The organism is Pseudomonas sp. LRP2-20, assembly GCF_024349685.1.
Lineage (GTDB): Bacteria > Pseudomonadota > Gammaproteobacteria > Pseudomonadales > Pseudomonadaceae > Aquipseudomonas.
In genome coordinates, this window is sequence record NZ_AP025944.1 from 458,401 (window position 1) to 479,885 (window position 21,485).

Here is a 21,485-nt window from a genome sequence, read left to right on the forward strand (position 1 = left end):
CAGGGGCGGGCATAATGCAGATTATGTCTACATACCCAGGAACACCCGCATGACCCAGATCAGCGTCGAACGCAAACACTCCCTCGGCCGCGATGCCGCCCGCGCCAAGGCCGAAGCGCTGGTCGACAGGCTCAGCCGCGAATACGACCTCAAGGCCACCTGGAACGGTGACCGGGTCGACGTGGCGCGCAGCGGCGCCAACGGTAGCGTGCATATTGGCGAGGACAGCATCCGCGTTGAACTCAAGCTCGGCATGATGCTGTCGATGATGAGCAGCACCATCAAGAGCGAGATCGAGCGCGCGCTGGACAAGGCCCTGGCTTGAAGCGGCTGCCCTTGCCTTAGGGTGAGGATTCTAATTTTCCTCTTTACCTTGTGCTCAAGCCCAGCCTCCATGGGCGCATCCTCCCTCCACTCATGAGCATGAGGTACAGAGCATGGCCAAAGTGACTGTGAAGAAAAAGGAAGACGCCCAGAGCACCCTGGGCGAGGTGCGCGGCTACGCGCGCAAGATCTGGCTGGCGGGCATCGGCGCTTATGCGCGGGTTGGCCAGGAAGGTTCCGACTACTTTCAGGAGCTGGTGAAAGCCGGTGAAGGCGTCGAGAAACGCGGCAAGAAGCGTATCGACAAAGAGCTCGATGCCGCCAACAACCAGATCGACGAAGCCACCCAAGAGGTCAGCCGCGTACGCGGCAAGGTCGAGATTCAACTCGACAAGATCGAAAAAGCTTTCGACGCACGGGTAGGTCGCGCCTTGAATCGCCTTGGCATTCCGTCTAAACATGACGTTGAGGCGTTGTCCATCAAGCTTGAACAGCTGCATGAGCTGCTCGAGCGCGTCGCGCACAAACCATAAGGAGAGCAGGATGGCTGGCAAGAAGAATTCCGATAAAGAAGGCAGCTCCTGGATCGGCGGGATCGAGAAGTACTCCCGCAAGATCTGGCTGGCGGGGCTGGGTATCTATTCGAAAGTCGACCAGGACGGTCCGAAGCTGTTCGACTCGCTGGTGAAGGATGGCGAGAAGGCCGAGAAGCAAGCCAAGAAGACCGCAGAAGACGTGGCCCAAGGCGCCAAGTCGTCGACCACTTCGCGCGTTTCCGGCGTGAAGGACCGTGCCCTGGGCAAGTGGAGCGAACTCGAAGAAGCCTTCGACAAGCGCCTGAACAGCGCCATCTCGCGCCTGGGCGTACCGAGCCGCAACGAGATCAAGGCCCTGCACCAGCAGGTCGACAGCCTGACCAAGCAGATCGAGAAACTGACCGGCGCTTCGGTCACCCCGATCTCCTCGCGCTCTGCAGCGGCCAAGCCCGCAGCGAGCAAGGCGGCCAAGCCATTGGCCAAGCCTGCGGCAAAAACGGCGGCTGCCAAACCGGCAGCTAAAACTGCAGCTAAACCGGCAGCGGCCAAACCCGCAGCCAAGACCGCAGCGGCCAAGCCAGCAGCAAAACCGGCTGCCAAGCCTGTTGCAGCCAAGCCAGCCGCAGCGAAGAAGCCAGCGGTGAAGAAGGCCCCGGCCAAACCGGCAGCCGCCAAACCGGCAGCACCAGCGGCCAGCGCCGCTCCGGCCGCTACCGCAGCGCCGGCGCCTACGGCGGCCCCGGCCAGCAACCCGCCTTCGGCTCCGGCCAGCACTGGCTCGCTGCTCTGACAGCGGTATAGTGCCCTCCACGGATAAACCCGCTCCAACAAGGCTCACAGCTCTGTTGGGCGGGCTTACCCGCTATACGCCGGCCCAGCGGGCCTTTTATGCGGGTGCTCGGTGGCACTCAAGCCAGCTTGCGCTGCTTGGGAAAGGGGATTAGTTGTTTGGCCGTGTCTTTTTTCAGGACGGCGCGGCTCACATCAATCCTCTGGCTTGCGCCAATGGCTCGCGCACTCATCATCCGGTAGCTGGGGGACTGTCCTGACTTCAGGTGACCGGCGCTGAAGTCCAGTGGATCCTTGACGTCCCGCCCATAATGGAAATGTGCTTGCCACAGCAATTTGCTGCCGTCGGACCGTCGATGAATCGTATAAACGTCGAGAAAGTCGTCTGCGCGCTGCAGGCGCTTATTGGTTGTGTCCGCTCGTAAATACACCTTGTCGTGTGCCAACAAGTAATGCAGTGAGTCGACATCTGGCAGAGGGCTTTTCATTCGAGCCTCGATCTGTAGCGCGAGTGATCTTTCCTCCAGTTCCGTGACAGCCATCTGTAGTTTCCGCTCGAGCCCTTCGGGTGGGGAGGCAGCGGCGACAACATCGGCGGCCGCGCGCTTGAGCCCTTCGATATAGTCATCCATCAAGTTGGCCAATGTACTGGGTTGGCTACCGTAGTCTTTCGCGTATGTGCTGAACGTTTGGTCAGCATTCATCAGCATCTGTTTTATGTGCTTTATTCTTGCTTTGCCAAGGGGCGCTGGGGCAGGCGTGGCTTTTATCTGTTCTGCAGGTACCTTGTGGGTGCTCGGCGGTTTCGTTGTACCGGTGTCGCTGGAAAATTGCACATGTGTCGCTTCGTCGAGCTGCCTCAGGGTAAGGCGCTTGAGCTTTTTCAGATAATTCAGCAGTTCACCGAGCCGTTTGCTGTCCAACCAAGGGTCGGGATCCTTCAGTGCATATTCGACCCTGGCGATGGAGGCGTTGTAGGTATCCAGCGCTTCGCCGAGCTTCTCGACCCTCTCCACATCGCTGAATGCCTCAGGTGATGACTCGATGGCCTTCTGCGTGACCAACACCTCATCGAATCGGGACGATAGCGGCCGGTCGGGAACATCATGGATGGTGATAGGTGGCAGTACCGACAACTGCTCAAGCTCTTTATTCACATCGCCGAGTACCTTGAGTTCAGTCATGCCTTGCGCAAATAATCGCTGTTTGGGTGATGGCTTACCCGGCTGGGCAGGCGGGGCGTCTTCAAACAGCGCTAGCGATTCCAGTAACTTGAGTCGGTGTTTGACGTTGTTTCTGAGTGCCGACTGATAGTAGTTGTAGTCCTCAAAGGATGCGCCAGGCCCATCTGGCACCTGTATCTCCGTCAATCGATCTCTCGTGAGTCTGAAGTAACTATCATTGACGCTGTTCAGCCTCGCCCGGTAGCGCCCGAGCTTTTTCAGGTTTTCGGCGAAATGCCTGTTCGCCCTCATCCTGCCTTGAGTAGCTTGTTCGAGGGCAGCTACCAACTGGCCCAATTTTTTGACCTGCAGAAAGACGTGCAGAGCAAGAGCGTCAGGTTCTGGATGCAGTGATGCGGCATCACCCAGGTCCTTCTCGCGTCGTTCGATGGCATCCTCGATGCTCTTCAGTTTTTGTTCATGCTGGTCGATCCTGGCCTGCAAGGCCTCGGCTTGCCCGTGCGGCTCATCGGCTGGCAGCCTGCTTTCCGACGTTCTGTTGACAGCTTCTGCGCTGGGCATGGGCTCGTCGAAGGTGTCCCTCTTGTTTCGCGCAGGGCTGACTTTGCCTTCAAGGCTTGTTGGCGTGGAGTCAGGGAGGGCGGATGCCTCATGGATTTTGCCTGCGCCATGCATCGTCACCATGATTGCGTTGTACAAGAGGTCAACAAATGCCCCTGCTTTCTGGGTATCGCCACCTTCGGCGAGGGCTGGAAGGTCTTGCTCGAGAGTTCGCAGGGTATTGATCAATACGACCATGTCGCCCACCCATCCATAGGCGAACATTGATGTCACATCGAATATTGCCCATGCGATCTGCCTCCACTGTTCATAGCGGAGCTTGGCATTGGAAGGCGACTGGGCCATGGACAGCCTGGAAAGGTACAGGATCCAGGATTCATAAAGATGATGATCCAGCTCACCCTGGAAGGGCGCGAATATCATCAATGGCTTGGGTTGGAGGTCCATCAGCAGAGCGCGTTCGGGGTTCAGGAACTCCAGGGTCGATTCGAGGAGGGATTTTAAATGGGGATGGGCCAAACCCTCGATCGCATGAAGGGTGCTGGCCTTTTCATCCATCCAGCGAAGAATGCTCGCCTGTAGGTTTTCATCCTGGATGAGCTTTTCCAGAATGCCCTTGAAGGCGTCAAACTCGAGCAAGGCGTTGTCCTGCTGCCAAGGGCGGTGAAGCAGCCAGCGACCCAGTGAAGGCAAGTGCAGTACAAACATGCCGGCGACGACATCCTGACTGTTCGGTTGCGGTCCGGTCTGAAAGGCAAGCGGCGCAATGCTGACCAGCTGGCCGTGCGCCTCGGGAGCGTTACAGAAGTCGGCGATCATGTTGAACGCATCCGCGCTCAAGCGGTTCGTAGCAACGGCTTTGAATGCATTGAGCAAGAGGCTCTTGCGCCAGGCCTGGGCGCAGTCCCGAAGCCAGCCCGGGTGAGTGGCTGCGACATCAAGTTGTTGCTTCAGATAGCATGGATAAGTCCTGCCGATATCCACCGTCTCGATCAGGCTCTCTAGATACTCAAGTGTCAACCCGTCAGGCAAGGGTTGGTCGTTATCACGTCTGCGGACCTGTGTCGTGAACTCACCCTTGTCTACGTCAAGCCTGAAGATCGCCAGCTGAGCAAGGCTGATATCACGCGTCGAGATGTCTGGCGTTGCCGGTCGGAGCGCGATATCGGAAAACACATCTTCAATGGGGACGGTGGATTCGTTGGCCTCAACCGTGATCATCAGCAGATTGGGATCGAGAGCGGTCTGCTGCGGGTGATCGGTGTGCATCTGTTCGCACAGGCGGCGTATGGCATATTGCTCGATGCTTTCTACATGGGTGCTGCCCAACGAATAGTGGCTGTTAGTTTGGGCAACGACCCATTCCATCAGCAGTCGACCGTAATCATAATGATGCTGGGGTGAAGCTTGTCTTACCCAGTTCGGTATGAGGCTCTCCCATGTGTGCTCGTCAATCTGGATCAAATCGGAAAAATGGCTGGCAGGGTCGCTGAGGTGATGTAACTGCTCTTGCAGTTTCTCTGCGCTTTCGAATGAACCGAGTTCCAGGCTTTCGACGCCTTCAATACTGCCAGCGAGTAATTGCAGAGCCTGGAATTCGAACGGATTGATCGACAGCGGATGGTGCGACCAATGCAGTTCATCGAAGTCATGACGGTCAGCCATCGCTGCCTGCATTGCGCTGCCCAGTTCTTGTTCACTCCTGAAACCATGAACGATTCCGCAGGGCTTGCACCAAAGGTAGGTCGCCTCGGTGCTGGACTTGTCGATCAGTAGCCAATCTGCCAGCTTCAACTCAGTGCTCAGCCCTTGATACAGCAGGCTGACCCGTAGCGCGAACGCCTGGCTTGTCACCGAGTCGCCATCCAATGCGGCATAGAGGCTTTTTTTCTCGTGGGCCCCTAGCCCTTGTCGCTCGATGCAGGTCAGCAAGGCGACTTTCAATACGTGCTCCATCCATCGCAGTCGAGTAACGTCAAGTCCGCCCGCCAAGGCATTCCAGAATGAGACTTGAGCTTCTTCGAACGTCTGGAGCAGGCCATTGAGCAGCGTGGTCAGTTCCGCGTTCAACGACTCGGCGACGCCAGCGCCGAGTGCGTATTTCTCAGTCGCATCAGCCGAGGTGGTCAGGGCGAGATGATCAGTGCCGGAAAGCGTCAGTGGTTCACCTTTCATGAAGGTTTCGAGCAACAGCTCTCCCATGTTCACAGGCTTGTTTGGAGCGCTTTCGCGGATGAGAAAGAGCTCTTCCAGCGAGTCCAGGTCTGCAATTCGCGGGCAATGCGTGAGCAGAATCTTCGATGCATTGATATCCAATACCTGATGCAGAGTCGGGCGATCAGAGAATTGGCTGGCAACGAGGGTTTCGAAGGTAAGGGAGGGGGGCATGGCTTGGCTCACTGTTGGCATGGAGCCTCAGTCTGAGCACGAGCCCGATGGCCACTGCCGTATATGTTTACGGCACCCGCAGTGCGAATCTACGTGCCCGTGCAGTCCCATGCAGTGAGCTTGGGCGAGTGCTATCCCTCCAGATACCGCACTGCCAACGTCTCGGCTGCCCCCCGTGCCTGTTCCTGCAGATGCGGCGCCACCAGCATCATCACCTGATACACCACGATGCCCACGTCGCCCTCGCGCCCCAGCACCCGCTGGTAGTCCAGCGAGAACATCAAGGTCAGGGTGATCTGTTCCACCAGTTGCCCCAGTGCTTGCGTCTCACTGACCACTTGCCCCTGGCCCTTGAGGCTGGCCAGCAGTGCCGCCAGCGTGCGCTTGAGCGCATTGATCAGGCTGCGCATGCCCCGTGCCAGCTTGGGCAGGCGCCCGGTCAGGTTGGACAGGTCCTGGAACAGAAACCGGTACTGGGCCATGCGTTCGACGATCAGGTGCAGGAACAGCCAGTAGTCCTCGGCCTCCAGGCGCACCTCCAGCGGTGGGTCGAGCAATGGCATCAGCGCTTCCTCGAAACGGTCGAACAACCCGTGAATCAGCGGCTCCTTACCGTGGAAGTGGTAGTACAGGTTGCCCGGGCTGATGCCCAGTTCGTTGGCAATCTCCAGTGTCGATACATTGGGTTCGCCCTGTGAGTTGAACAGCTGCAGGGCGCACTCGAGGATACGGTCGCGGGTCTTCATCCAGTCGTGGTGCTCATCGGGTCAGGACATAGGTGCCTGGCGCAGGGCCCAGCGGTGGATAGGTGGCGTTACCCAGCTCCGTGCGTGGCGCCTTGAGCGGGCCGGAGCGCGGCGTGATCCACTCCAGCCACAGCGGCCACCAGCTGCCGTCACGGCGCTGCGCGTCATGGAACCAGGCGCGTGGGTCGCTGGAGAGCTTGGGGTTTTCCAGGTAGTACGCCTTGGGGTTGCCCGGCGGGTTGATGATGCTCTGGATGTGCCCGCTGTTGGCCAGCACGAACTGCCGGTCGCCACCGAGCAGCATGGCCGAGCGATACACTGCGTCCCATGGCGTGATGTGGTCGTTGCTGCCAGCTACGGTGAAGCTGTCGAGGTCGACCTGCTTGAGGTCGATCGGTGTGCCGCACACTTCCAGGCCCGCAGGGTGGGTCAGTGGGTTGACCTTGAAAAAGTCCAGCAAGTCGCCATGCAGGGCGGCCGGCAGGCGTGTGCTGTCGGCGTTCCAGTAAAGAATGTCGAAGGCTGGCGGGGTCTTGCCGAGCAGGTAGTTGTTGACCCAGTAATTCCAGATCAGGTCGTTAGGCCGCATCCAGGCGAAAATCCGTGCCACTTCGCCACCGTCCAGCACGCCGCGCTGGTACGAGCGACGCTTGGCTGCCTCGATGGTCTGCTCGTCGGCGAACAGGCTGGCGGGGCTGTCGAACTTGCTGTCGAGCAGGCTGACCAGGTAAGTGGCGCTACGTACCCGGCGCAGCTGGTGCTTGGCCTGCAGGTGACCCTGCAGCGCGGCCATGGTCAAGCCACCGGCGCAGGCACCCATCAGGTTCGGGTCACGGTTGCCGCTGATGCTGCGGCAGGCGTTGAGCGCTTCTTCCAGCGCCTGTACGTAACTCGACAGGCCCCACTCACGGTGGCGTGGGTCGGGGTTGCGCCAGCTGACCATGAACACCTGCAAGCCGTTCTTGAGCATGTACTGGACGAAGCTGTTGGTCGGCTGCAGGTCGAAGATGTAGTACTTGTTGATCTGTGGCGGCACCACCAGCACGGGCCGGGCGTGCTGCTTCTCGCTCATCGGCTTGTACTGGATGAGCTCCAGCTGATCGTTGCGGAACACTACCGCGCCGGGCGTGGCGGCCAGGTTGCCGCCGACTTCGAAGGCGCGCTCGTCCACCTGGCGCGGCAGGCCGTCGTTGTGACGCAAATCATCGAGCAGGTGGGCGACACCGCGTACCAGGCTTTGCCCGCCGGTATTGAACAGCTCCTTGACCGCCAGCGGGTTGAGCAGCGAGTTGCTTGGTGCCAGGGCGTCGTTGATCAGGGTGAACAGAAAGTGCGCACGGGCCCGATCATCATCGTTCAGATGGCTTTCATCGATCCACAGGCGGGTCTGTTTCTGCCAGGCCAGGTAGGCCTGCAGGCCGCGCCGGTAGAACGGGTTCTGGCTCCAGGTCGGATCGCTGAAACGTGTATCGCGCGCGCTCGGCTGATAGGGCGTGTCGCCGAGCATCACCCGGCCCAGCTGGCCGCTCAAGGCCAGCAGGTGGCGGGCGGTGTGCAGCGGGTTGCGCAGGCCATGGCGGCCAACACTGCGCAAGGTGGAAATCAGGTCGCGACCGCGCAGGCCAAGGATGGCGTTCTGTACGTTCATGCTGGTGGCGGGGAGCGTTGACGTTCCTTTGGCCGGTTTTTCTTTCATGGCAACAACTCCCTTGTCAGGCCACGGTCGGGTTCATGCAGCAAGCAACAATTCAGCCACCAGAGGCCGGGCTGGGGTGCATGACCGCGCGCTGACGTTCTTGCTGGAGAAACTTCATGATGATGGGGGCGACGGCCTCGGCCCGGGTGATCAGGAACAGATGACCGTCGTCGATAATGTGTAGCTGGGCATTGGGAATTCGCCAGGCCAGCAGGCGCATGTTGATCAGCGGGATCAACGGATCGTCGTCGCCGGCCAGCACCAGAGTCGGTTGCTGGATCTTGTGCAGCCAGTGAATGCTGGTCCAGCCCAGCCCGGCGAACAGCTGCCAGTAGTAGCCCAGCTTGCCGCCGGAGCGCACCTTGGCTGCGTGGTGCATGGCCAGGTCCGGGTCGCGGCGAAAACCGCCGCCATAGATCAGCGGCGCGATGCGGATGACATGGGATGGCTGCACGTAGCGCCGGGGGCTTGCCATCATCCACAGCACCTTGGGTTTGCCCGGCACCATCACCGCACCGGCAGCAGTGGCCGCCAGCACCAGCTTCTTGCAGCGCTCGGGATAGTCATGGGCGAACTGCTGGGCCAGGGCGCCACCCCAGGACACGCCGATGACATTGACCTGGCCGTAGTCCAGGTAGTCGAGCATGCGTGCGGTCAACTTGGCCAGGCCGGGAAAACGGTACGGGTGGCGCGGGGTGGATGAGCCGCCCACGCCGGGGACGTCGAAGGCGATGACTTCCAGGTCCGGGTCCAGTGCTTCGATGAACGGGAACACCAGCTCCAGGTTGGCGCCGATGCCGTTGAAGATCAGCAGCGGCGTCAGGTGCGGCTTGCCCGGGCGCACCGCAGTACGGATGGATTGGTCGTCCAGCTCTACGGTGCGGAATATGTAGGGTAGCGGCATGCGCGTGGCTCTGTGGCTTGAAAATGTACCGTGGCACGCTCCAAGCGGCCACGGCATTGCGACTCAACGCTCGTGGACGTAAGTCCCCGGTGCAGCCTCGCCGGCGACATAAGCGCGGTTACCCAGGCGCGTCGGGGCCTTTTTCAGCTCGCCAGCGCGCTCACCCAGCCAGGTCTGCCAGTGCAGCCACCAGGAGTCGGCATGCTTTTCAGCGTTCTCCTGCCAGGCCACCGGGTCGCCCGGGCGGTCGGCGCCGGTCATGAAGCGGGCCTTGGGGTTGCCGGGTGGGTTGAGGATGCTCTGGATGTGGCCGCTGTTGGACAGCACGAACTCGATCTTGCCGCCGAACAGGTGCGCCGAGCGGTAGCACGATTGCCACGGGGTGATGTGGTCGGAGGTGCCGGCGACGCTGAAGATGTCGCACTGGACGTTCTTCAGGTCGATGGCGGTGCCGCACACTTCCAGGGCATCCGGGCGGGTCAGCGGGTTGTTCTTGAACAGTTCGATCAGGTCGCCGTGGAAGGCTGCGGGCAAGCGCGTGGTGTCGTTGTTCCAGAACAGGATGTCGAACACCGGAGGCTCGTTGCCGAGCAGGTAGTTGTTGACCCAGTAGTTCCAGATCAGGTCGTTGGGGCGCATCCAGGCGAACACCTTGGCCATGTCGCTGCCTTCGAGCACCCCGGACTGGTAAGAGTGGCGCTTGGCCGCCTCGAGCGTCTGTTCGTCGACGAACAGGGCGACCTCGGTGTCCATCGTGGTGTCGAGCACGCTGACCAGCAGGGTCAGGGCGTTGACCTTCTGCTCACCCAGCGCGGCGTAGTGGCCGACCAGGGCGGTGCAGGTAATACCGCCGGAGCAGGCGCCGAGCATGTTCAGGTCTTTGCTGCCGGTAATCGCCAGTACCGCGTCGACCGCTTCCTTCAGCGCATCGATGTAGGTCGACAGGCCCCACTCGCGCTGGGCCTTGGTCGGGTTGCGCCAGCTGATGATGAAGGTCTGCTGCTGCGAACGCAGGCAGAAGCGCGCCAGGCTCTTTTCCGGGCTCAGGTCGAAGACGTAGAACTTGTTGATCTGCGGTGGCACCACCAGCAGCGGGCGGGCATGCACCTGCTCGGTGATCGGGCTGTACTGGATCAGCTCCAGCACATCGTTGCGGTAGACCACGGCGCCTTCGCTGGTGCCAAGGTTCTTGCCGACCTCGAACGCGTCCATGTTGACCTGGCTGGGCATGCCACCGTTGTTGACCACGTCCTTGGCCAGGTTGGACAGGCCGTCCAGCAGGCTCTTGCCGCCGGTTTCGAAGAAGCGTTTGACCGCCGCCGGGTTGGACAGGGTGTTGGTCGGTGCCATGGCTTCGGTCATCAGGTTGATCACGAACTGACCACGGCTGATGTCCTGGGGCGACAGGTCACTGTTGCCGATCCACTCCTGCAGTTCCTTGCGCCAGGCCAGGTAAGTCTGCAGGTAACGGCGGTACAGCGGGTTCTTGCTCCAGGCTGGGTCCTGGAAGCGACGGTCGTCACCTTCCGGGGCGAGGCTGGACTTGCCCAGCAGCACGTTCTTCAGCTCCAGGCCGAAGTGCGCGACGTGCTTGGCGCTGTGCAGCGGTTGGCGCACGGCCTGACGCAGCACGGTACGCGCAGAGCTCAGCAGGTCCTTGCGGCGGATGCCGATGACCGGGTTCAGCCCCAGGGTGTTTTCCGAGGCTTGCCGCTGCAACTCATCGTTGTTCTTGTTACTCATCTACGACGCTCCGTTGTCCTGAGACGAGTACCGGATTGCTGTGGCGCAACGCACAGCGGACAGCCCGGTACTGCTACTCGGGTGACCAGTGATAAGGAACAGCGGTGCTGCGGGCCGGATGCATTCGGCGATGAGCTGCGGGGGATTCTGCGTGTGAAGACAGCCTGCTTTCGCTCGCGACCTCTACATACCGGCCAGTGCCTGATTGCCCGAAAGGCAATGCAGGGAACTTGCCAGCTCCATTGGTTACCCGACTTTCATGTAATGCGCAAGACAACCCGTTGAAGAGTTGTCTGTAAGGCATTCAAACAGATGAGATTAGAAAATGCGCTCTAAAGCATGGAAGGCTTGAGTTAGAGCATGAGTTTGACCACCGATTCGGCCGGGTCGCGGGACTTGCCGGCCTTGTGCAGTTCATCGAGGTACTCGGCCCACAGCTGCTCCTGGCGCAGGCACAGTTGCTCGAGGTACTCCCAGGTGAACAGGCCGCTGTCATGGCCGTCATCGAAGGTCAGTTTCAGTGCATATTGGCCAGCCGGTTCCAGGCCGACGAGTCCGACGTTGATCTTGCCAAATTGCAGGATGGGATTGCCGTGGCCCTGGACCTCGGCGGAAGGCGAGTGCACGCGCAGGAATTCGGCGGGCAGCTGATAGACCTCGCCGGGGGCGTAGGTGAGGCTGAGGGTCTTGGAGGCTTTGTGCAGGTTGATGGCGGTGGGCAGGCGGGCCATGGCTTGAATCTCTCGGGAGCTGATGGCGCAAGCTTCGAGTGATTCAGGCCATTGTGCAAGTGGGGCTGCTGCGCAGCCCATCGCCGGCAAGCCGGCTCCCACACGACCGCATCGACCTCAAGCCATGCGCTGTACCTGTGGGAGCCGAGCTTGCCGGCGATTGGGCCGCGAAGCGGCCCCCTGTGGTCTTACAGGATGTAGCGCGACAGGTCTTCGTTCTGTGCCAGTTCACCCAGGTGGCCATTCACATACGCCGCATCGATCAGGATCGGTGCTTCGTCGTGGGTACTGGCCAGGTCACCGGCACTGAACGACACTTCTTCGAGCAGGCGCTCGAGCAGGGTGTGCAGGCGGCGGGCACCGATGTTCTCGGTCTTTTCGTTGACCTGATAGGCAATCTCGGCCAGGCGCTTGATGCCGTCGGCAGCGAACTCGATGTTCAGGCCTTCGGTCTTCAGCAGCGCACTGTACTGCTCGGTCAGCGAGGCATGCGGCTCTTGCAGGATGCGCTCGAAGTCTTCCGGGGTCAGCGCCTTCAGTTCGACGCGGATCGGCAGGCGGCCTTGCAGCTCTGGCACCAGGTCGCTCGGCTTGCTCAGGTGGAACGCACCAGAGGCAATGAACAGGATGTGGTCGGTCTTGACCATGCCCAGCTTGGTGTTTACCGTGCAGCCTTCGATCAGCGGCAGCAGGTCACGCTGCACGCCTTCACGGGATACATCGGCACCGCCGACGTTGCCGCGCTTGGCCACCTTGTCGATTTCGTCGATGAACACGATGCCGTGCTGCTCGACCGCTTCCAGGGCCTTGCCCTTGAGCTCTTCCTCGTTGACCAGGCGGCTGGCTTCCTCGTCGCGCACCATCTTCAGCGCTTCCTTGACCTTCAGCTTGCGGGTCTTGCGCTTGCCCTTGCCCATGTTGGCGAACAGGCTCTGCAGCTGGTTGGTCATCTCTTCCATGCCGGGTGGCGCGGCGATTTCGACGCCCATGTTCTCGGCCACTTCGATCTCGATTTCCTTGTCGTCCAGCTGACCTTCGCGCAGGCGCTTGCGGAACAGCTGGCGAGTGTTGGAGTCGGTGCTGGTCTGCGCGGCTTCTTCGCTGAAGCTGCTGACCCGCGCCTGTGGCAGCAGGGCGTCGAGGATGCGGTCTTCGGCGGCGTCTTCGGCGCGGTGGCGGACGCGGACGATTTCCTGCTCGCGCAGCATTTTCAGCGCGGCATCGGCCAGGTCACGGATGATCGACTCGACGTCGCGGCCGACGTAGCCCACTTCGGTGAACTTGGTCGCTTCGACCTTGAGGAACGGCGCGTTGGCCAGCTTGGCCAGGCGGCGGGCGATTTCGGTCTTGCCGACGCCGGTAGGGCCGATCATCAGGATGTTCTTCGGTGTCACTTCGGCACGCAGCTCGGCGGGGAGCTGCATGCGCCGCCAGCGGTTGCGCAGGGCGATGGCGACGGCGCGTTTGGCGTCGTCCTGGCCGATGATGTGGCGGTTGAGTTCGTGGACGATCTCGCGGGGGGTCATGGACATGATCAAAAATGGTCCTTGGGCAGAGTGCTCGGCGTGGAAAAGTCCCGCTATGAGCGGGACGCCAGAACAGCTGATTACTCGGCCAGGTCCTGCTCCTCGATGGTCAGGTTGTGGTTGGTGAACACGCAGATGTCACCGGCGATGTTCAGGGCAGCCTCGGTGATTTCCCGGGCCGACAGGTCGGTCTTGTTCAGCAGGGCACGGGCCGCAGCCTGGGCATAGCCACCACCGGAACCCATGGCGATCAGGCCGTCTTCCGGTTCGACCACGTCACCGTTGCCGGTAATGATCAGCGATGCGTCCTTGTTGGCCACCGCCAGCATGGCCTCCAGGCGGCTCAGGGAGCGGTCGGTACGCCATTCCTTGGCCAGCTCGACGGCGGCGCGTACCAGGTGGCCGGAGTGTTTCTGCAGCTGGGCTTCAAAGCGCTCGAACAGGGTGAAGGCGTCGGCGGTGGCACCGGCGAAACCGGCGATCACTTCGCCGTTGTACAGGCGACGAACCTTCTTGGCGTTGCCTTTCATCACGGTGTTGCCGAGGGATACCTGGCCGTCGCCGCCCATGACGACTTTGCCGTTACGGCGGACAGAAACGATGGTGGTCAAGGGGAGAGTCTCCACGCAGCGGGGCAAAATTGCCTGATGCAGACTCATATGGGGGTGGGGGGGAAGATTTCAACCGCGGGGGATGAATGGTCGCGCTTGGCAGGAATATCTGCGTTGCTTCCTTCGCGGGTAAACCCGCTCCCACAGGTATAGTGCTGCGCCTGAGGGCAGCAGGGTCCCTGTGGGAGCGGGTTTACCCGCGAAGGGCCCTACTCAGGCCTCGTGGCAGACGTGCCCATCGACCAAGGTATAACGCACGGCAGCCGGCAGGCAGTGGCCGATGAACGGGCAGTTGTCGCCGCGCGACAACCATTGCTCGCCGGCAATCGTCGAGGCCTTGGCGTCGAACAGCACCAGGTCGGCTGCGCCGCCGACTTTCAGCTCACCGGCCGGCAGGCGCATGGCCTTGGCCGGGCCGCTGCTCAGGCGGGCCAGCAGGGTCGGCAGGTCGAGCAGGCCGTCCTCGACCAGGGTCATGGCCAGCGGCAGCAGCAGTTCGACGCTGCTGATGCCCGGTTCGGTGGCGCCGAACGGAGCCAGCTTGGCATCACGCTCGTGGGGCTGGTGGTGGCTGGAGATCGCCTGGATCACCCCCGATTTCACCGCCGCGCGCAGGCCGTCGCGGTCGGCGGCGGTGCGCAGTGGCGGTTGCACGTGGTACAGGCTGGAGAACTCACGCAGCGACTCGTCGGTGAGGATCAGCTGATACAGCGCCACGTCGGCCGTCACCGGCAGGCCCAGCTGCTGGGCCTGCTCGATCAGCCGTGCGCCACGGGCGCTGGTGATCTGGGTGAAGTGCGCACGCACGCCAGTCTGTTCCACCAGCAGCAGGTTGCGCGCCAGGGCCACGGTCTCGGCGGTTTCGGGGATGCCCGGCAGGCCGAGGAAGCTGGCCATGGCACCTTCGTGGGCCAGGCCACCCTGGGCCAGGTCGCGGTCCTGGGAGTGGAACACCACGGTCAGGTCGAAGGTGGCGGCGTACTCCAGGGCGCGGGCCAGGGTACGGTTGTTGGGGATTTCCTTCAGGCCGTTGCCGAAGGCCACGCAACCGGTGTCGCGCAGGGCAACCAGCTCGGCCAGCTGTTCGCCCTCCAGGCCCTTGGTCAGGGCGCCGATCGGGTAGACCTTGCTGTTGGCGGCTTCGCGGGCGCGGTCAAGGATCAGTTCGGCCACTGCCGAGGTGTCCAGCACGGGCTTGGTCTGTGGGGGGCAGCACAGGCTGGTGACGCCGCCGGCCACGGCGGCGCGGGTTTCGCTGGCGATGGAACCCTTGCGGCTGTAGCCCGGCTCGCGCAGCGACACGCCGAGGTCGACCAGGCCGGGCGCGGCGATCAGGCCGTCGGCCTTGATCGTGCGGCTGGCGCTGAAACCGGCCGGGGCGGCGCCGATGGCGGCGATGCGCCCGCCGTCCAGGTGCAGGTCGGTGACCTGGTCCAGGCCGCTGACAGGGTCGATGACCCGGGCGCCAAGAATACTGATGGTCACTGGGCGATCTCCTGGTCGAATTGACGTTGCGCGTTCTGCCCGCTCATGGCCATGGACAGCACGGCCATGCGCACGGCGATGCCGTAGGTGACCTGGTTGAGGATCACCGAGTGTTTGCCGTCGGCCACTGCCGATTCGATTTCCACGCCACGGTTGATCGGGCCTGGGTGCATGACGATGGCGTCAGGCTTGGCGCCGGCCAGGCGTGCGGTGGTCAGGCCGAACAGGCGGTAGAACTCGCCTTCGCTGGGCAGCAGGCCACCCGCCATGCGCTCACGCTGCAGGCGCAGCATGATCACCACGTCGACGTCCTTCAGGCCTTCGGCGAGGTCGGTGTAGACCTTCACGCCGTACTGCTCGATGCCGATCGGGATCAGGGTCTTCGGGCCGATCACGCGGATGTCCGGGCAGCCCAGCGCCTTGAGCGCGAGCATGTCGGAGCGGGCCACACGCGAGTGCAGGATGTCACCGACGATCGCCACCGAGAGGTTCTCGAAGCTGCCCTTGTGGCGGCGGATGGTCAGCATGTCGAGCATGCCCTGGGTCGGGTGCGCGTGGCGGCCGTCACCGCCGTTGATCACGGCGACGTCCGGGCACACATGCTCGGCGATGAAGTGTGCGGCGCCGGAGTCGGAGTGGCGTACGACGAACATGTCGGCAGCCATGGCTTCGAGGTTGCGCAGGGTGTCGAACAGGGTCTCGCCCTTGCTGGTCGAGGAGGTCGACACGTTCAGGCTGATCACGTCGGCGGACAGGCGCTGGGCAGCCAGCTCGAAGGTGGTGCGGGTACGGGTCGAGTTCTCGAAGAACACGTTGCACACGGTCTTGCCGCGCAGCAACGGGACTTTCTTCACGGCCCGGGCGCCGACTTCGAGGAACGAGTCGGCGGTGTCGAGGATCTCGGTGAGCAGTTCGCGGGGCAAACCGTCGAGCGAGAGAAAGTGGCGCAGCTGGCCCTGATCATTGAGCTGCAGCGGGCGCTTGGCGTCGATTGGCGTCATCGCGAGGGGACTCTTAAAGGGCAGAAGCGGTGGCGAGGTCCTGGCGCTCGAGGGCGAGCGGTGCGGGTCCGGTCAATTTTACCCGTTCATGGGCGGCCAGCGACAGGGTGGCGCCGAGCACATTGGGGCGGATGGGCAGTTCGCCGGCATCGAGATCGAGCAGGCAGACCAAGGTGACGCTGGCGGGGCGGCCGTAATCGAACAGTTCGTTGAGTGCGGCGCGGATGGTGCGACCGCTCATCAGCACGTCGTCGATCAGCACCAGGTGCTGGCCTTCGACCTCGAATGGCAGCTCCGACGGGCGCACCTGCGGGTGCAGGCCGTTCTGGCTGAAGTCATCGCGATAGAACGACACGTCCAGGGTGCCGAGCGGGCTCTGGTCGGCCATTTCCTGCTGCAGGGCCTGGGCAACCCAGACGCCGCCGGTACGGATGCCGATGAAGCGCGGCTCGGTGATGTTGCGGCGGGCCAGATGGGCGCGAAGGTCGACAGCCATCTGCCGGATCAGGTCGGCGGGATTGGGTAGGCTCATTGCGTATCTCCTGGGGGCGCCGGGGGCGTAGTGATTGCCCCGACGTAAACGCGAAAAGATCAGGTATTGGCCTCCAGCCAGCCTTGCAGCAGCAGGGCGGCGGCGATGGCGTCGACCGGGTTGTCACGGTAGCTGCCGCGCTGGCCGCCACGGGCCAGGCGCTCGCCTTTGGCCTCGAAGGTGGTCAGGCGTTCGTCGTGGGTGTGCACGGGCAGGTTGAAGCGGCCATTGAGGCGGCGGGCGAACTTTTCCGCGCGCTCGCTCATTTCGCTCGGTGTGCCGTCCATATTCAGCGGCAGGCCTACGACGATGGCATCGGGCTTCCATTCAGCGATGAGCTTTTCCACCTGGGCCCAGTCCGGTACGCCGTTCTGCGCCTTCAGGGTGCACAGCTCGCGGGCCTGGCCGGTGACCACCTGGCCGACGGCTACGCCGATCTGCTTGGTGCCGTAGTCGAAGCCCAGCAGTAAACGCAATTCACTCATCAGGCGTGCCCCGCCTGGCTGGTCAGCAGGCTGAGGTTGATCCCCAGGCTGGCGGCAGCGGCGTCCAGGCGCAGGTCGCTGGCCAGGCCGAAGATGATCTCTGGGTCGAACGGGCAGTTGAGCCAGGCGTTGTCGGCCAGTTCGGCCTCCAGTTGGCCCGCTTCCCAGCCGGCATAGCCGAGCGTGATGAGGCTTTGTTTCGGCCCCACCCCGGCGGCGATGGCCAGCAGCACGTCCTGCGAGGTAGTCAGCGACAACCCTTCCAGGGCCACAGTGGCCTGGAAGCTGCATTCACTGCTGTGCAGCACGAAACCACGGTCGGTCTGCACCGGGCCACCCTGATAGATGGGGACCTGCAAGGTGCTGGCCGGTGGTACCTCGTTCGGGCGCAACTGCTCGAGAATGTCGGCCAGGTTCAGCTCCTGTGGCCGGTTGACCACCAGGCCCATGGCGCCATTGGCGTTGTGCTCGACGATGTACGTGAGGGTCTGGGCGAAGTTCGGATCGGCCATGTGCGGCATGGCGATCAGGAACTGATGCTTGAGGTAGCTCGGTGTGAGGGTTTTCATGGGGGATAGTGTGGCGCCAGGTGGCGAGGCTGACAAGGTGCGCAATTGTGTCGTTTTTGCCGGCCTCTTCGCGGGCAAGCCCGCTCCCACAGGACACCACAAGCCGAGGCGTTGTGGGGTTCCTGTGGGAGCGGGCTTGCCCGCGAAAGGGCCGTTGGATCAGTTACTGGACAGGCGGTCTCCGCGGGCAAAGCGCCAGGTGCGGATGATCTCCAGCCGGTCAAACTCCGCCAGGTCCCCGGTAAAGGGCGCAAATGGCGCCGCCAGCCGCACGATGCGCTGGGCTGCCTGGTCCAGCACCGGTTGCCCGGACGACTCCAGCACCAGCACCTCATACAGCGAGCCATCGCGGTTGATCGACACCATCATCCGCAAGTTGCCGTAGATCTGCTGCCGGCGTGCCTCGTCGGGGTAGTTCAGGTTACCCACCCGCTCGACCTTCTTGCGCCACTCTTCCTTGTACCAGGCGCCCTTGTCGCGCATGGTCGAAGCCGCATTCAGGCGGTGAATGCGCGGGCGCTTGGCGTACATCTGCTGTTCGTTGGAAAGCTCCGCCTCGAGGCTGGCGATCTGGCTCGACAGCTGCGAGCTGTCAAAGTCCGGCGTGGCCGCCGCTGGCTTGGGCTGTGGCTTGCTTTCCTTGGGCTTGGGCTCGACCTTCTGCGCTTTCGGCGCCTTGGTCGCCACTGCGGACTTCTCTGGCGTGGGCGGCGGTACTACCTCGGGCTTGGCCGCAGGGGGCGGGGTGACCTTGTTGATCTTGCTGTCCTGGAATGGCGCCACTTCGGTAGTGGTGGGTACTGCTTTCTTCTCCAGGGTGCCGCTGCCTTGCTGGTTGTCCTGCGCCTGGAAATCAGCCTTCTTCGGCGCTTTCTCGCTTTTGAAGGTGGCCAGGGTGATGTCCATGGTCTGGCGGATTTCCGCCGGTTTGACCACGGTAAAACCGACGCCAAGGATCAGCGCCAGGTGCACCAGGGCAGCCAGGAACAGGGTAAAGCCAAGCCGATCCACCGGGCGAACGCGCGGTGGCAGCAGGTCGGCGGGGATGTCGGCAGGCAGCGTCATCGGGTATCCAGCAACCGCAGGGCGGGGCAGCAGCTCAGTCGAAAAGGACCGGCATCATACCCCACTCCGCGCATTTGCTCCGCGTCGGCGGTCAGCGCGCCTTGAGCTGGCGATCAATGGCATCCATCAGCTGGCCACCGATATCGGTGCTGTAGGCCGCGTCGATCTCGCGGATGCAGGTGGGGCTGGTGACGTTGATTTCCGTGAGGAAGTCGCCGATCACGTCGAGGCCGACGAACAGCAGGCCCTTTTCACGCAAGGTCGGGCCGACCTGGGCGGCGATCCAGCGGTCGCGTTCGGTCAGTGGGCGGGCTTCGCCGCGGCCACCGGCAGCCAGGTTGCCACGGGTCTCGCCACTGGCGGGGATACGGGCCAGGCAGTAGTCGACCGGCTCACCGTCAATCATCAGGATGCGCTTGTCGCCGTCCTTGATCTCGGGCAGGTAGGCCTGCGCCATGATCTGCTGGCCGCCATGCTGGGTGAGGGTCTCGAGGATCACCGAGAGGTTGGGGTCGCCTACGCGGTGGCGGAACACCGAGGCGCCGCCCATGCCGTCCAGCGGTTTGAGGATCACGTCGCCGTGGGTGCTGGCGAATTCACGCAGGATGTCGGCGCGGCGGCTGACCAGGGTCGGCGCCATGCACTGCGGGAACTGGGTGGCGAACAGCTTTTCGTTGCAGTCGCGCAGGCTCTGCGGGCGGTTCACCACTAGCACGCCTTCGCGCTCGGCCTGCTCCAGCAGGTAGGTGCTGTAGACGAACTCCATGTCGAACGGCGGGTCCTTGCGCATCAGCACCACGTCCAGCTCGGCCAGGGCGCTGTCCTGCTCTTCGCCCAGTTCGAACCAGCGCGCCGGGTCGGCGAACACGTTCAGCGGGCGCATGCGCGCGCGGGCCTTGCCTTCACCGTGGTACAGGTCGCGCTGCTCCATGTAGAACAGGCTCCAGCCGCGGGCCTGGGCAGCCAGCAGCATGGCCAGCGAGCTATCCTTCTTGTAGGAGATGGACGCAATCGGGTCCATGACAATGCCGAGGCGAACGCTCATGGGGTGGTTCCTCTTGGCGGCCCGTGGCCGCGGTGAATCGAAAGAAAAGTGGCTCAGGGTGGCGCTGTGAACGCTGCGGGTCAAGGGGGCGGCAGATGGAACGGGCCCCCGGAGTGTGCTAAAAATGCCCTCAGCTTCAAGCTGCAAGCCATCAGTGGCTTGCGGCCCACACAGTGCAGCGATGGTAGCGCAACTTATGGAACAGCCCCTGAAGGTGATGGTGATCGACGATTCCCGCACGATCCGCCGCACCGCGCAGATGTTGCTCGGCGAAGCGGGCTGCGAGGTGATCACTGCCAGTGACGGTTTCGATGCCCTGGCCAAGATCATCGACCACCAGCCGCAGATCATCTTCGTCGACGTGCTGATGCCTCGCCTGGATGGTTATCAGACCTGTGCGGTGATCAAGCACAACAGTGCCTTCAAGGACATCCCGGTGATTCTCCTGTCATCTCGCGATGGCCTGTTCGACAAGGCCCGCGGCCGGGTGGTCGGTTCTGACCAGTTCCTGACCAAACCATTCAGCAAGGAAGAACTGCTCGACGCGATCAGGGCCCATGTGCCCGGTTTCGCCGCGCCCGAACAACCCGCACCTTGACCGCGCCGCGCAGGCGCGGCCTTCAATTTCCTGATGGGGAAACAGCATGGCCCGAGTTCTGATTGTCGACGACTCGCCGACAGAGATGTACAGACTGACCGAATGGCTGGAAAAGCACGGTCACCAGGTGTTCAAGGCCAGCAACGGGGCCGACGGCGTGGCCCTGGCCCGCCAGGAAAAGCCCGACGCGGTGCTGATGGACATCGTCATGCCCGGCATGAACGGCTTCCAGGCTACCCGCCAGCTGAGCAAGGACCCGGAAACCAGCGCCATCCCCGTGCTGGTGGTGACCACCAAGGACCAGGAAACCGACCGTATCTGGGCCACGCGCCAGGGCGCCCGTGACTTCCTGACCAAACCGGTGGAAGAAGACGCGCTGATCGCCAAGCTCAAAGAAGTACTGGGCGCTTGACCACCCGCCCGCAGGGCGCGTCGCTGACCGCCTTCGAGCTGTTGCTGGACATCGACCGGCGCTGTCGCCTGCTGGTGGCCGACCAGCCGCCGCAGGACACTCGCCTGCAGCAATGGAGTGGCATCGGTTTTCGCATCGCCGGGCAGTGGTTCGTCGCGCCCATGGGCGAGGTCGCCGAGGTGCTGCGCGAGCCGCGCAGCAGCCGCGTGCCGGGCGTGCAACCGTGGGTGTGTGGCGTAGCCAACCTGCGCGGCCGGTTGTTGCCGGTGATGGACCTGAGCAGTTTCTTCGGCCTTGGCCCTGCCGCGCCAGGCAAACAGCGGCGGGTGCTGGTGCTGGACCACGAAGACCTGTTCGTCGGCCTGCTGGTCGACGAGGTGCTGGGTCTGCAGCATTTCGCCCTGAGCAGCCTGGAACTGTCGCCACCGCAACCGCTGCTGCGGGCGGCTGCCCGCTTCGTGCAGGGGCACTTCCCGCGTGAACGCAACTGGGCGATCTTCAGCCCCTTCGCCCTGGCCCAGGCGCCGGGTTTTCTTGACGTGGCGCTATAGGAC

At 62.7% G+C, this 21,485-nt stretch carries 21 protein-coding genes; 6 read left to right on the plus strand and 15 right to left on the minus strand.

Going from position 1 to position 21,485, the window contains the following annotated elements; genetic code table 11:
* The first annotated feature begins 49 nt into the window (after window positions 1–49).
* The 3 genes from OCX61_RS01905 to OCX61_RS01915 all read left to right on the plus strand — a co-directional run bounded on the left by OCX61_RS01905 (window position 50) and on the right by OCX61_RS01915 (window position 1,650).
* Complete coding sequence (locus tag OCX61_RS01905) at window positions 50–325, plus strand: polyhydroxyalkanoic acid system family protein (protein ID WP_261942379.1); 276 nt, start codon at window positions 50–52, stop codon at window positions 323–325.
* A 112-nt stretch (window positions 326–437) separates the two neighbouring features.
* Window positions 438–857, plus strand: coding sequence for a phasin family protein (locus tag OCX61_RS01910; protein WP_261942380.1), 420 nt, complete (start codon window positions 438–440; stop codon window positions 855–857).
* 10 nt (window positions 858–867) lie between these two features.
* Window positions 868–1,650 carry a phasin family protein gene (locus OCX61_RS01915; protein ID WP_261942381.1) on the plus strand — a complete coding sequence of 261 codons (783 nt, stop codon included), beginning with the start codon at window positions 868–870 and terminating at the stop codon, window positions 1,648–1,650.
* A 118-nt stretch (window positions 1,651–1,768) separates the two neighbouring features.
* Here OCX61_RS01915 and OCX61_RS01920 read toward each other — a convergent pair whose 3' ends face one another.
* The 15 genes from OCX61_RS01920 to gshB form a co-directional block, all read right to left on the minus strand.
* Window positions 1,769–5,782, minus strand: a complete 4,014-nt coding sequence (locus tag OCX61_RS01920) for a dermonecrotic toxin domain-containing protein (protein WP_261942382.1) — start codon at window positions 5,780–5,782, stop codon at window positions 1,769–1,771.
* Window positions 5,783–5,913: 131 nt separating this feature from the next.
* Window positions 5,914–6,528 (minus strand): TetR/AcrR family transcriptional regulator, encoded by a 615-nt coding sequence (locus OCX61_RS01925; RefSeq protein WP_261942383.1) that lies wholly within the window; start codon window positions 6,526–6,528, stop codon window positions 5,914–5,916.
* Between the two features lie 13 nt (window positions 6,529–6,541).
* Window positions 6,542–8,224 carry a class II poly(R)-hydroxyalkanoic acid synthase gene (phaC, locus tag OCX61_RS01930; protein WP_261942384.1) on the minus strand — a complete coding sequence of 561 codons (1,683 nt, stop codon included), beginning with the start codon at window positions 8,222–8,224 and terminating at the stop codon, window positions 6,542–6,544.
* Window positions 8,225–8,276: 52 nt separating this feature from the next.
* Window positions 8,277–9,128 carry a poly(3-hydroxyalkanoate) depolymerase gene (gene phaZ / locus OCX61_RS01935; RefSeq protein WP_060509739.1) on the minus strand — a complete coding sequence of 284 codons (852 nt, stop codon included), beginning with the start codon at window positions 9,126–9,128 and terminating at the stop codon, window positions 8,277–8,279.
* 63 nt (window positions 9,129–9,191) lie between these two features.
* On the minus strand, window positions 9,192–10,871 hold the full coding sequence (phaC, locus tag OCX61_RS01940; RefSeq protein ID WP_261942385.1) for a class II poly(R)-hydroxyalkanoic acid synthase: 1,680 nt from the start codon (window positions 10,869–10,871) through the stop codon (window positions 9,192–9,194).
* A gap of 353 nt (window positions 10,872–11,224) precedes the next feature.
* On the minus strand, window positions 11,225–11,602 hold the full coding sequence (locus OCX61_RS01945; RefSeq protein WP_012274559.1) for a gamma-butyrobetaine hydroxylase family protein: 378 nt from the start codon (window positions 11,600–11,602) through the stop codon (window positions 11,225–11,227).
* 188 nt (window positions 11,603–11,790) lie between these two features.
* Window positions 11,791–13,134 (minus strand): ATP-dependent protease ATPase subunit HslU, encoded by a 1,344-nt coding sequence (gene hslU, locus OCX61_RS01950; RefSeq protein ID WP_027920651.1) that lies wholly within the window; start codon window positions 13,132–13,134, stop codon window positions 11,791–11,793.
* Window positions 13,135–13,208: 74 nt separating this feature from the next.
* Entirely contained in the window at window positions 13,209–13,739 is a 531-nt protein-coding gene (hslV, locus tag OCX61_RS01955) for an ATP-dependent protease subunit HslV (protein WP_027920652.1), read from the minus strand.
* A 213-nt stretch (window positions 13,740–13,952) separates the two neighbouring features.
* Window positions 13,953–15,224: a dihydroorotase gene (locus tag OCX61_RS01960; RefSeq protein ID WP_261942386.1), complete on the minus strand. Its 1,272-nt coding sequence runs from the start codon at window positions 15,222–15,224 to the stop codon at window positions 13,953–13,955.
* On the minus strand, window positions 15,221–16,225 hold the full coding sequence (locus OCX61_RS01965; protein ID WP_261942387.1) for an aspartate carbamoyltransferase catalytic subunit: 1,005 nt from the start codon (window positions 16,223–16,225) through the stop codon (window positions 15,221–15,223). Before OCX61_RS01965 ends, OCX61_RS01960 begins: the two co-directional genes overlap by 4 nt.
* Before the next feature lie 13 nt (window positions 16,226–16,238).
* Entirely contained in the window at window positions 16,239–16,757 is a 519-nt protein-coding gene (gene pyrR, locus OCX61_RS01970) for a bifunctional pyr operon transcriptional regulator/uracil phosphoribosyltransferase PyrR (RefSeq protein ID WP_261942388.1), read from the minus strand.
* Between the two features lie 59 nt (window positions 16,758–16,816).
* The gene (ruvX, locus tag OCX61_RS01975) at window positions 16,817–17,242 is read right to left on the minus strand and encodes a Holliday junction resolvase RuvX (protein ID WP_103445989.1); all 426 of its coding nucleotides are present in this window, start codon (window positions 17,240–17,242) and stop codon (window positions 16,817–16,819) included.
* The gene (locus tag OCX61_RS01980; RefSeq protein WP_261942389.1) at window positions 17,242–17,811 is read right to left on the minus strand and encodes a YqgE/AlgH family protein; all 570 of its coding nucleotides are present in this window, start codon (window positions 17,809–17,811) and stop codon (window positions 17,242–17,244) included. The genes ruvX and OCX61_RS01980 overlap by 1 nt, the downstream gene beginning before the upstream one ends.
* Window positions 17,812–17,970: 159 nt before the next feature.
* Window positions 17,971–18,876 carry an energy transducer TonB gene (locus tag OCX61_RS01985; RefSeq protein ID WP_261942390.1) on the minus strand — a complete coding sequence of 302 codons (906 nt, stop codon included), beginning with the start codon at window positions 18,874–18,876 and terminating at the stop codon, window positions 17,971–17,973.
* Window positions 18,877–18,967: 91 nt separating this feature from the next.
* Window positions 18,968–19,921 carry a glutathione synthase gene (gene gshB, locus OCX61_RS01990; protein ID WP_261942391.1) on the minus strand — a complete coding sequence of 318 codons (954 nt, stop codon included), beginning with the start codon at window positions 19,919–19,921 and terminating at the stop codon, window positions 18,968–18,970.
* Between the two features lie 196 nt (window positions 19,922–20,117).
* Between gshB and OCX61_RS01995 the strand changes: the two genes are divergently transcribed.
* Genes OCX61_RS01995 through OCX61_RS02005 form a run of 3 tightly spaced genes read left to right on the plus strand, consistent with a single transcriptional unit; the run spans window position 20,118 to window position 21,482 of the window.
* The gene (locus OCX61_RS01995) at window positions 20,118–20,519 is read left to right on the plus strand and encodes a response regulator (protein WP_060509720.1); all 402 of its coding nucleotides are present in this window, start codon (window positions 20,118–20,120) and stop codon (window positions 20,517–20,519) included.
* A 46-nt stretch (window positions 20,520–20,565) separates the two neighbouring features.
* On the plus strand, window positions 20,566–20,931 hold the full coding sequence (gene pilH / locus OCX61_RS02000) for a twitching motility response regulator PilH (RefSeq protein WP_261942392.1): 366 nt from the start codon (window positions 20,566–20,568) through the stop codon (window positions 20,929–20,931).
* The gene (locus tag OCX61_RS02005) at window positions 20,928–21,482 is read left to right on the plus strand and encodes a chemotaxis protein CheW (protein WP_008094837.1); all 555 of its coding nucleotides are present in this window, start codon (window positions 20,928–20,930) and stop codon (window positions 21,480–21,482) included. Before pilH ends, OCX61_RS02005 begins: the two co-directional genes overlap by 4 nt.
* Window positions 21,483–21,485: the final 3 nt, after the last annotated feature.

Bases quoted from the DNA above. Each gene is read 5' to 3' on its own strand.
- OCX61_RS01905 (WP_261942379.1), top strand. From the start codon at position 50: ATGACCCAGATCAGCGTCGAACGCAAACACTCCCTCGGCCGCGATGCC.
- OCX61_RS01910 (WP_261942380.1), top strand. From the start codon at position 438: ATGGCCAAAGTGACTGTGAAGAAAAAGGAAGACGCCCAGAGCACCCTG.
- OCX61_RS01915 (WP_261942381.1), top strand. From the start codon at position 868: ATGGCTGGCAAGAAGAATTCCGATAAAGAAGGCAGCTCCTGGATCGGC.
- OCX61_RS01920 (WP_261942382.1), bottom strand. From the start codon at position 5,782: ATGCCCCCCTCCCTTACCTTCGAAACCCTCGTTGCCAGCCAATTCTCT.
- OCX61_RS01925 (WP_261942383.1), bottom strand. From the start codon at position 6,528: ATGAAGACCCGCGACCGTATCCTCGAGTGCGCCCTGCAGCTGTTCAAC.
- phaC (WP_261942384.1), bottom strand. From the start codon at position 8,224: ATGAAAGAAAAACCGGCCAAAGGAACGTCAACGCTCCCCGCCACCAGC.
- phaZ (WP_060509739.1), bottom strand. From the start codon at position 9,128: ATGCCGCTACCCTACATATTCCGCACCGTAGAGCTGGACGACCAATCC.
- phaC (WP_261942385.1), bottom strand. From the start codon at position 10,871: ATGAGTAACAAGAACAACGATGAGTTGCAGCGGCAAGCCTCGGAAAAC.
- OCX61_RS01945 (WP_012274559.1), bottom strand. From the start codon at position 11,602: ATGGCCCGCCTGCCCACCGCCATCAACCTGCACAAAGCCTCCAAGACC.
- hslU (WP_027920651.1), bottom strand. From the start codon at position 13,134: ATGTCCATGACCCCCCGCGAGATCGTCCACGAACTCAACCGCCACATC.
- OCX61_RS01965 (WP_261942387.1), bottom strand. From the start codon at position 16,225: ATGACGCCAATCGACGCCAAGCGCCCGCTGCAGCTCAATGATCAGGGC.
- pyrR (WP_261942388.1), bottom strand. From the start codon at position 16,757: ATGAGCCTACCCAATCCCGCCGACCTGATCCGGCAGATGGCTGTCGAC.
- ruvX (WP_103445989.1), bottom strand. From the start codon at position 17,242: ATGAGTGAATTGCGTTTACTGCTGGGCTTCGACTACGGCACCAAGCAG.
- OCX61_RS01980 (WP_261942389.1), bottom strand. From the start codon at position 17,811: ATGAAAACCCTCACACCGAGCTACCTCAAGCATCAGTTCCTGATCGCC.
- OCX61_RS01985 (WP_261942390.1), bottom strand. From the start codon at position 18,876: ATGACGCTGCCTGCCGACATCCCCGCCGACCTGCTGCCACCGCGCGTT.
- gshB (WP_261942391.1), bottom strand. From the start codon at position 19,921: ATGAGCGTTCGCCTCGGCATTGTCATGGACCCGATTGCGTCCATCTCC.
- OCX61_RS01995 (WP_060509720.1), top strand. From the start codon at position 20,118: ATGGAACAGCCCCTGAAGGTGATGGTGATCGACGATTCCCGCACGATC.
- pilH (WP_261942392.1), top strand. From the start codon at position 20,566: ATGGCCCGAGTTCTGATTGTCGACGACTCGCCGACAGAGATGTACAGA.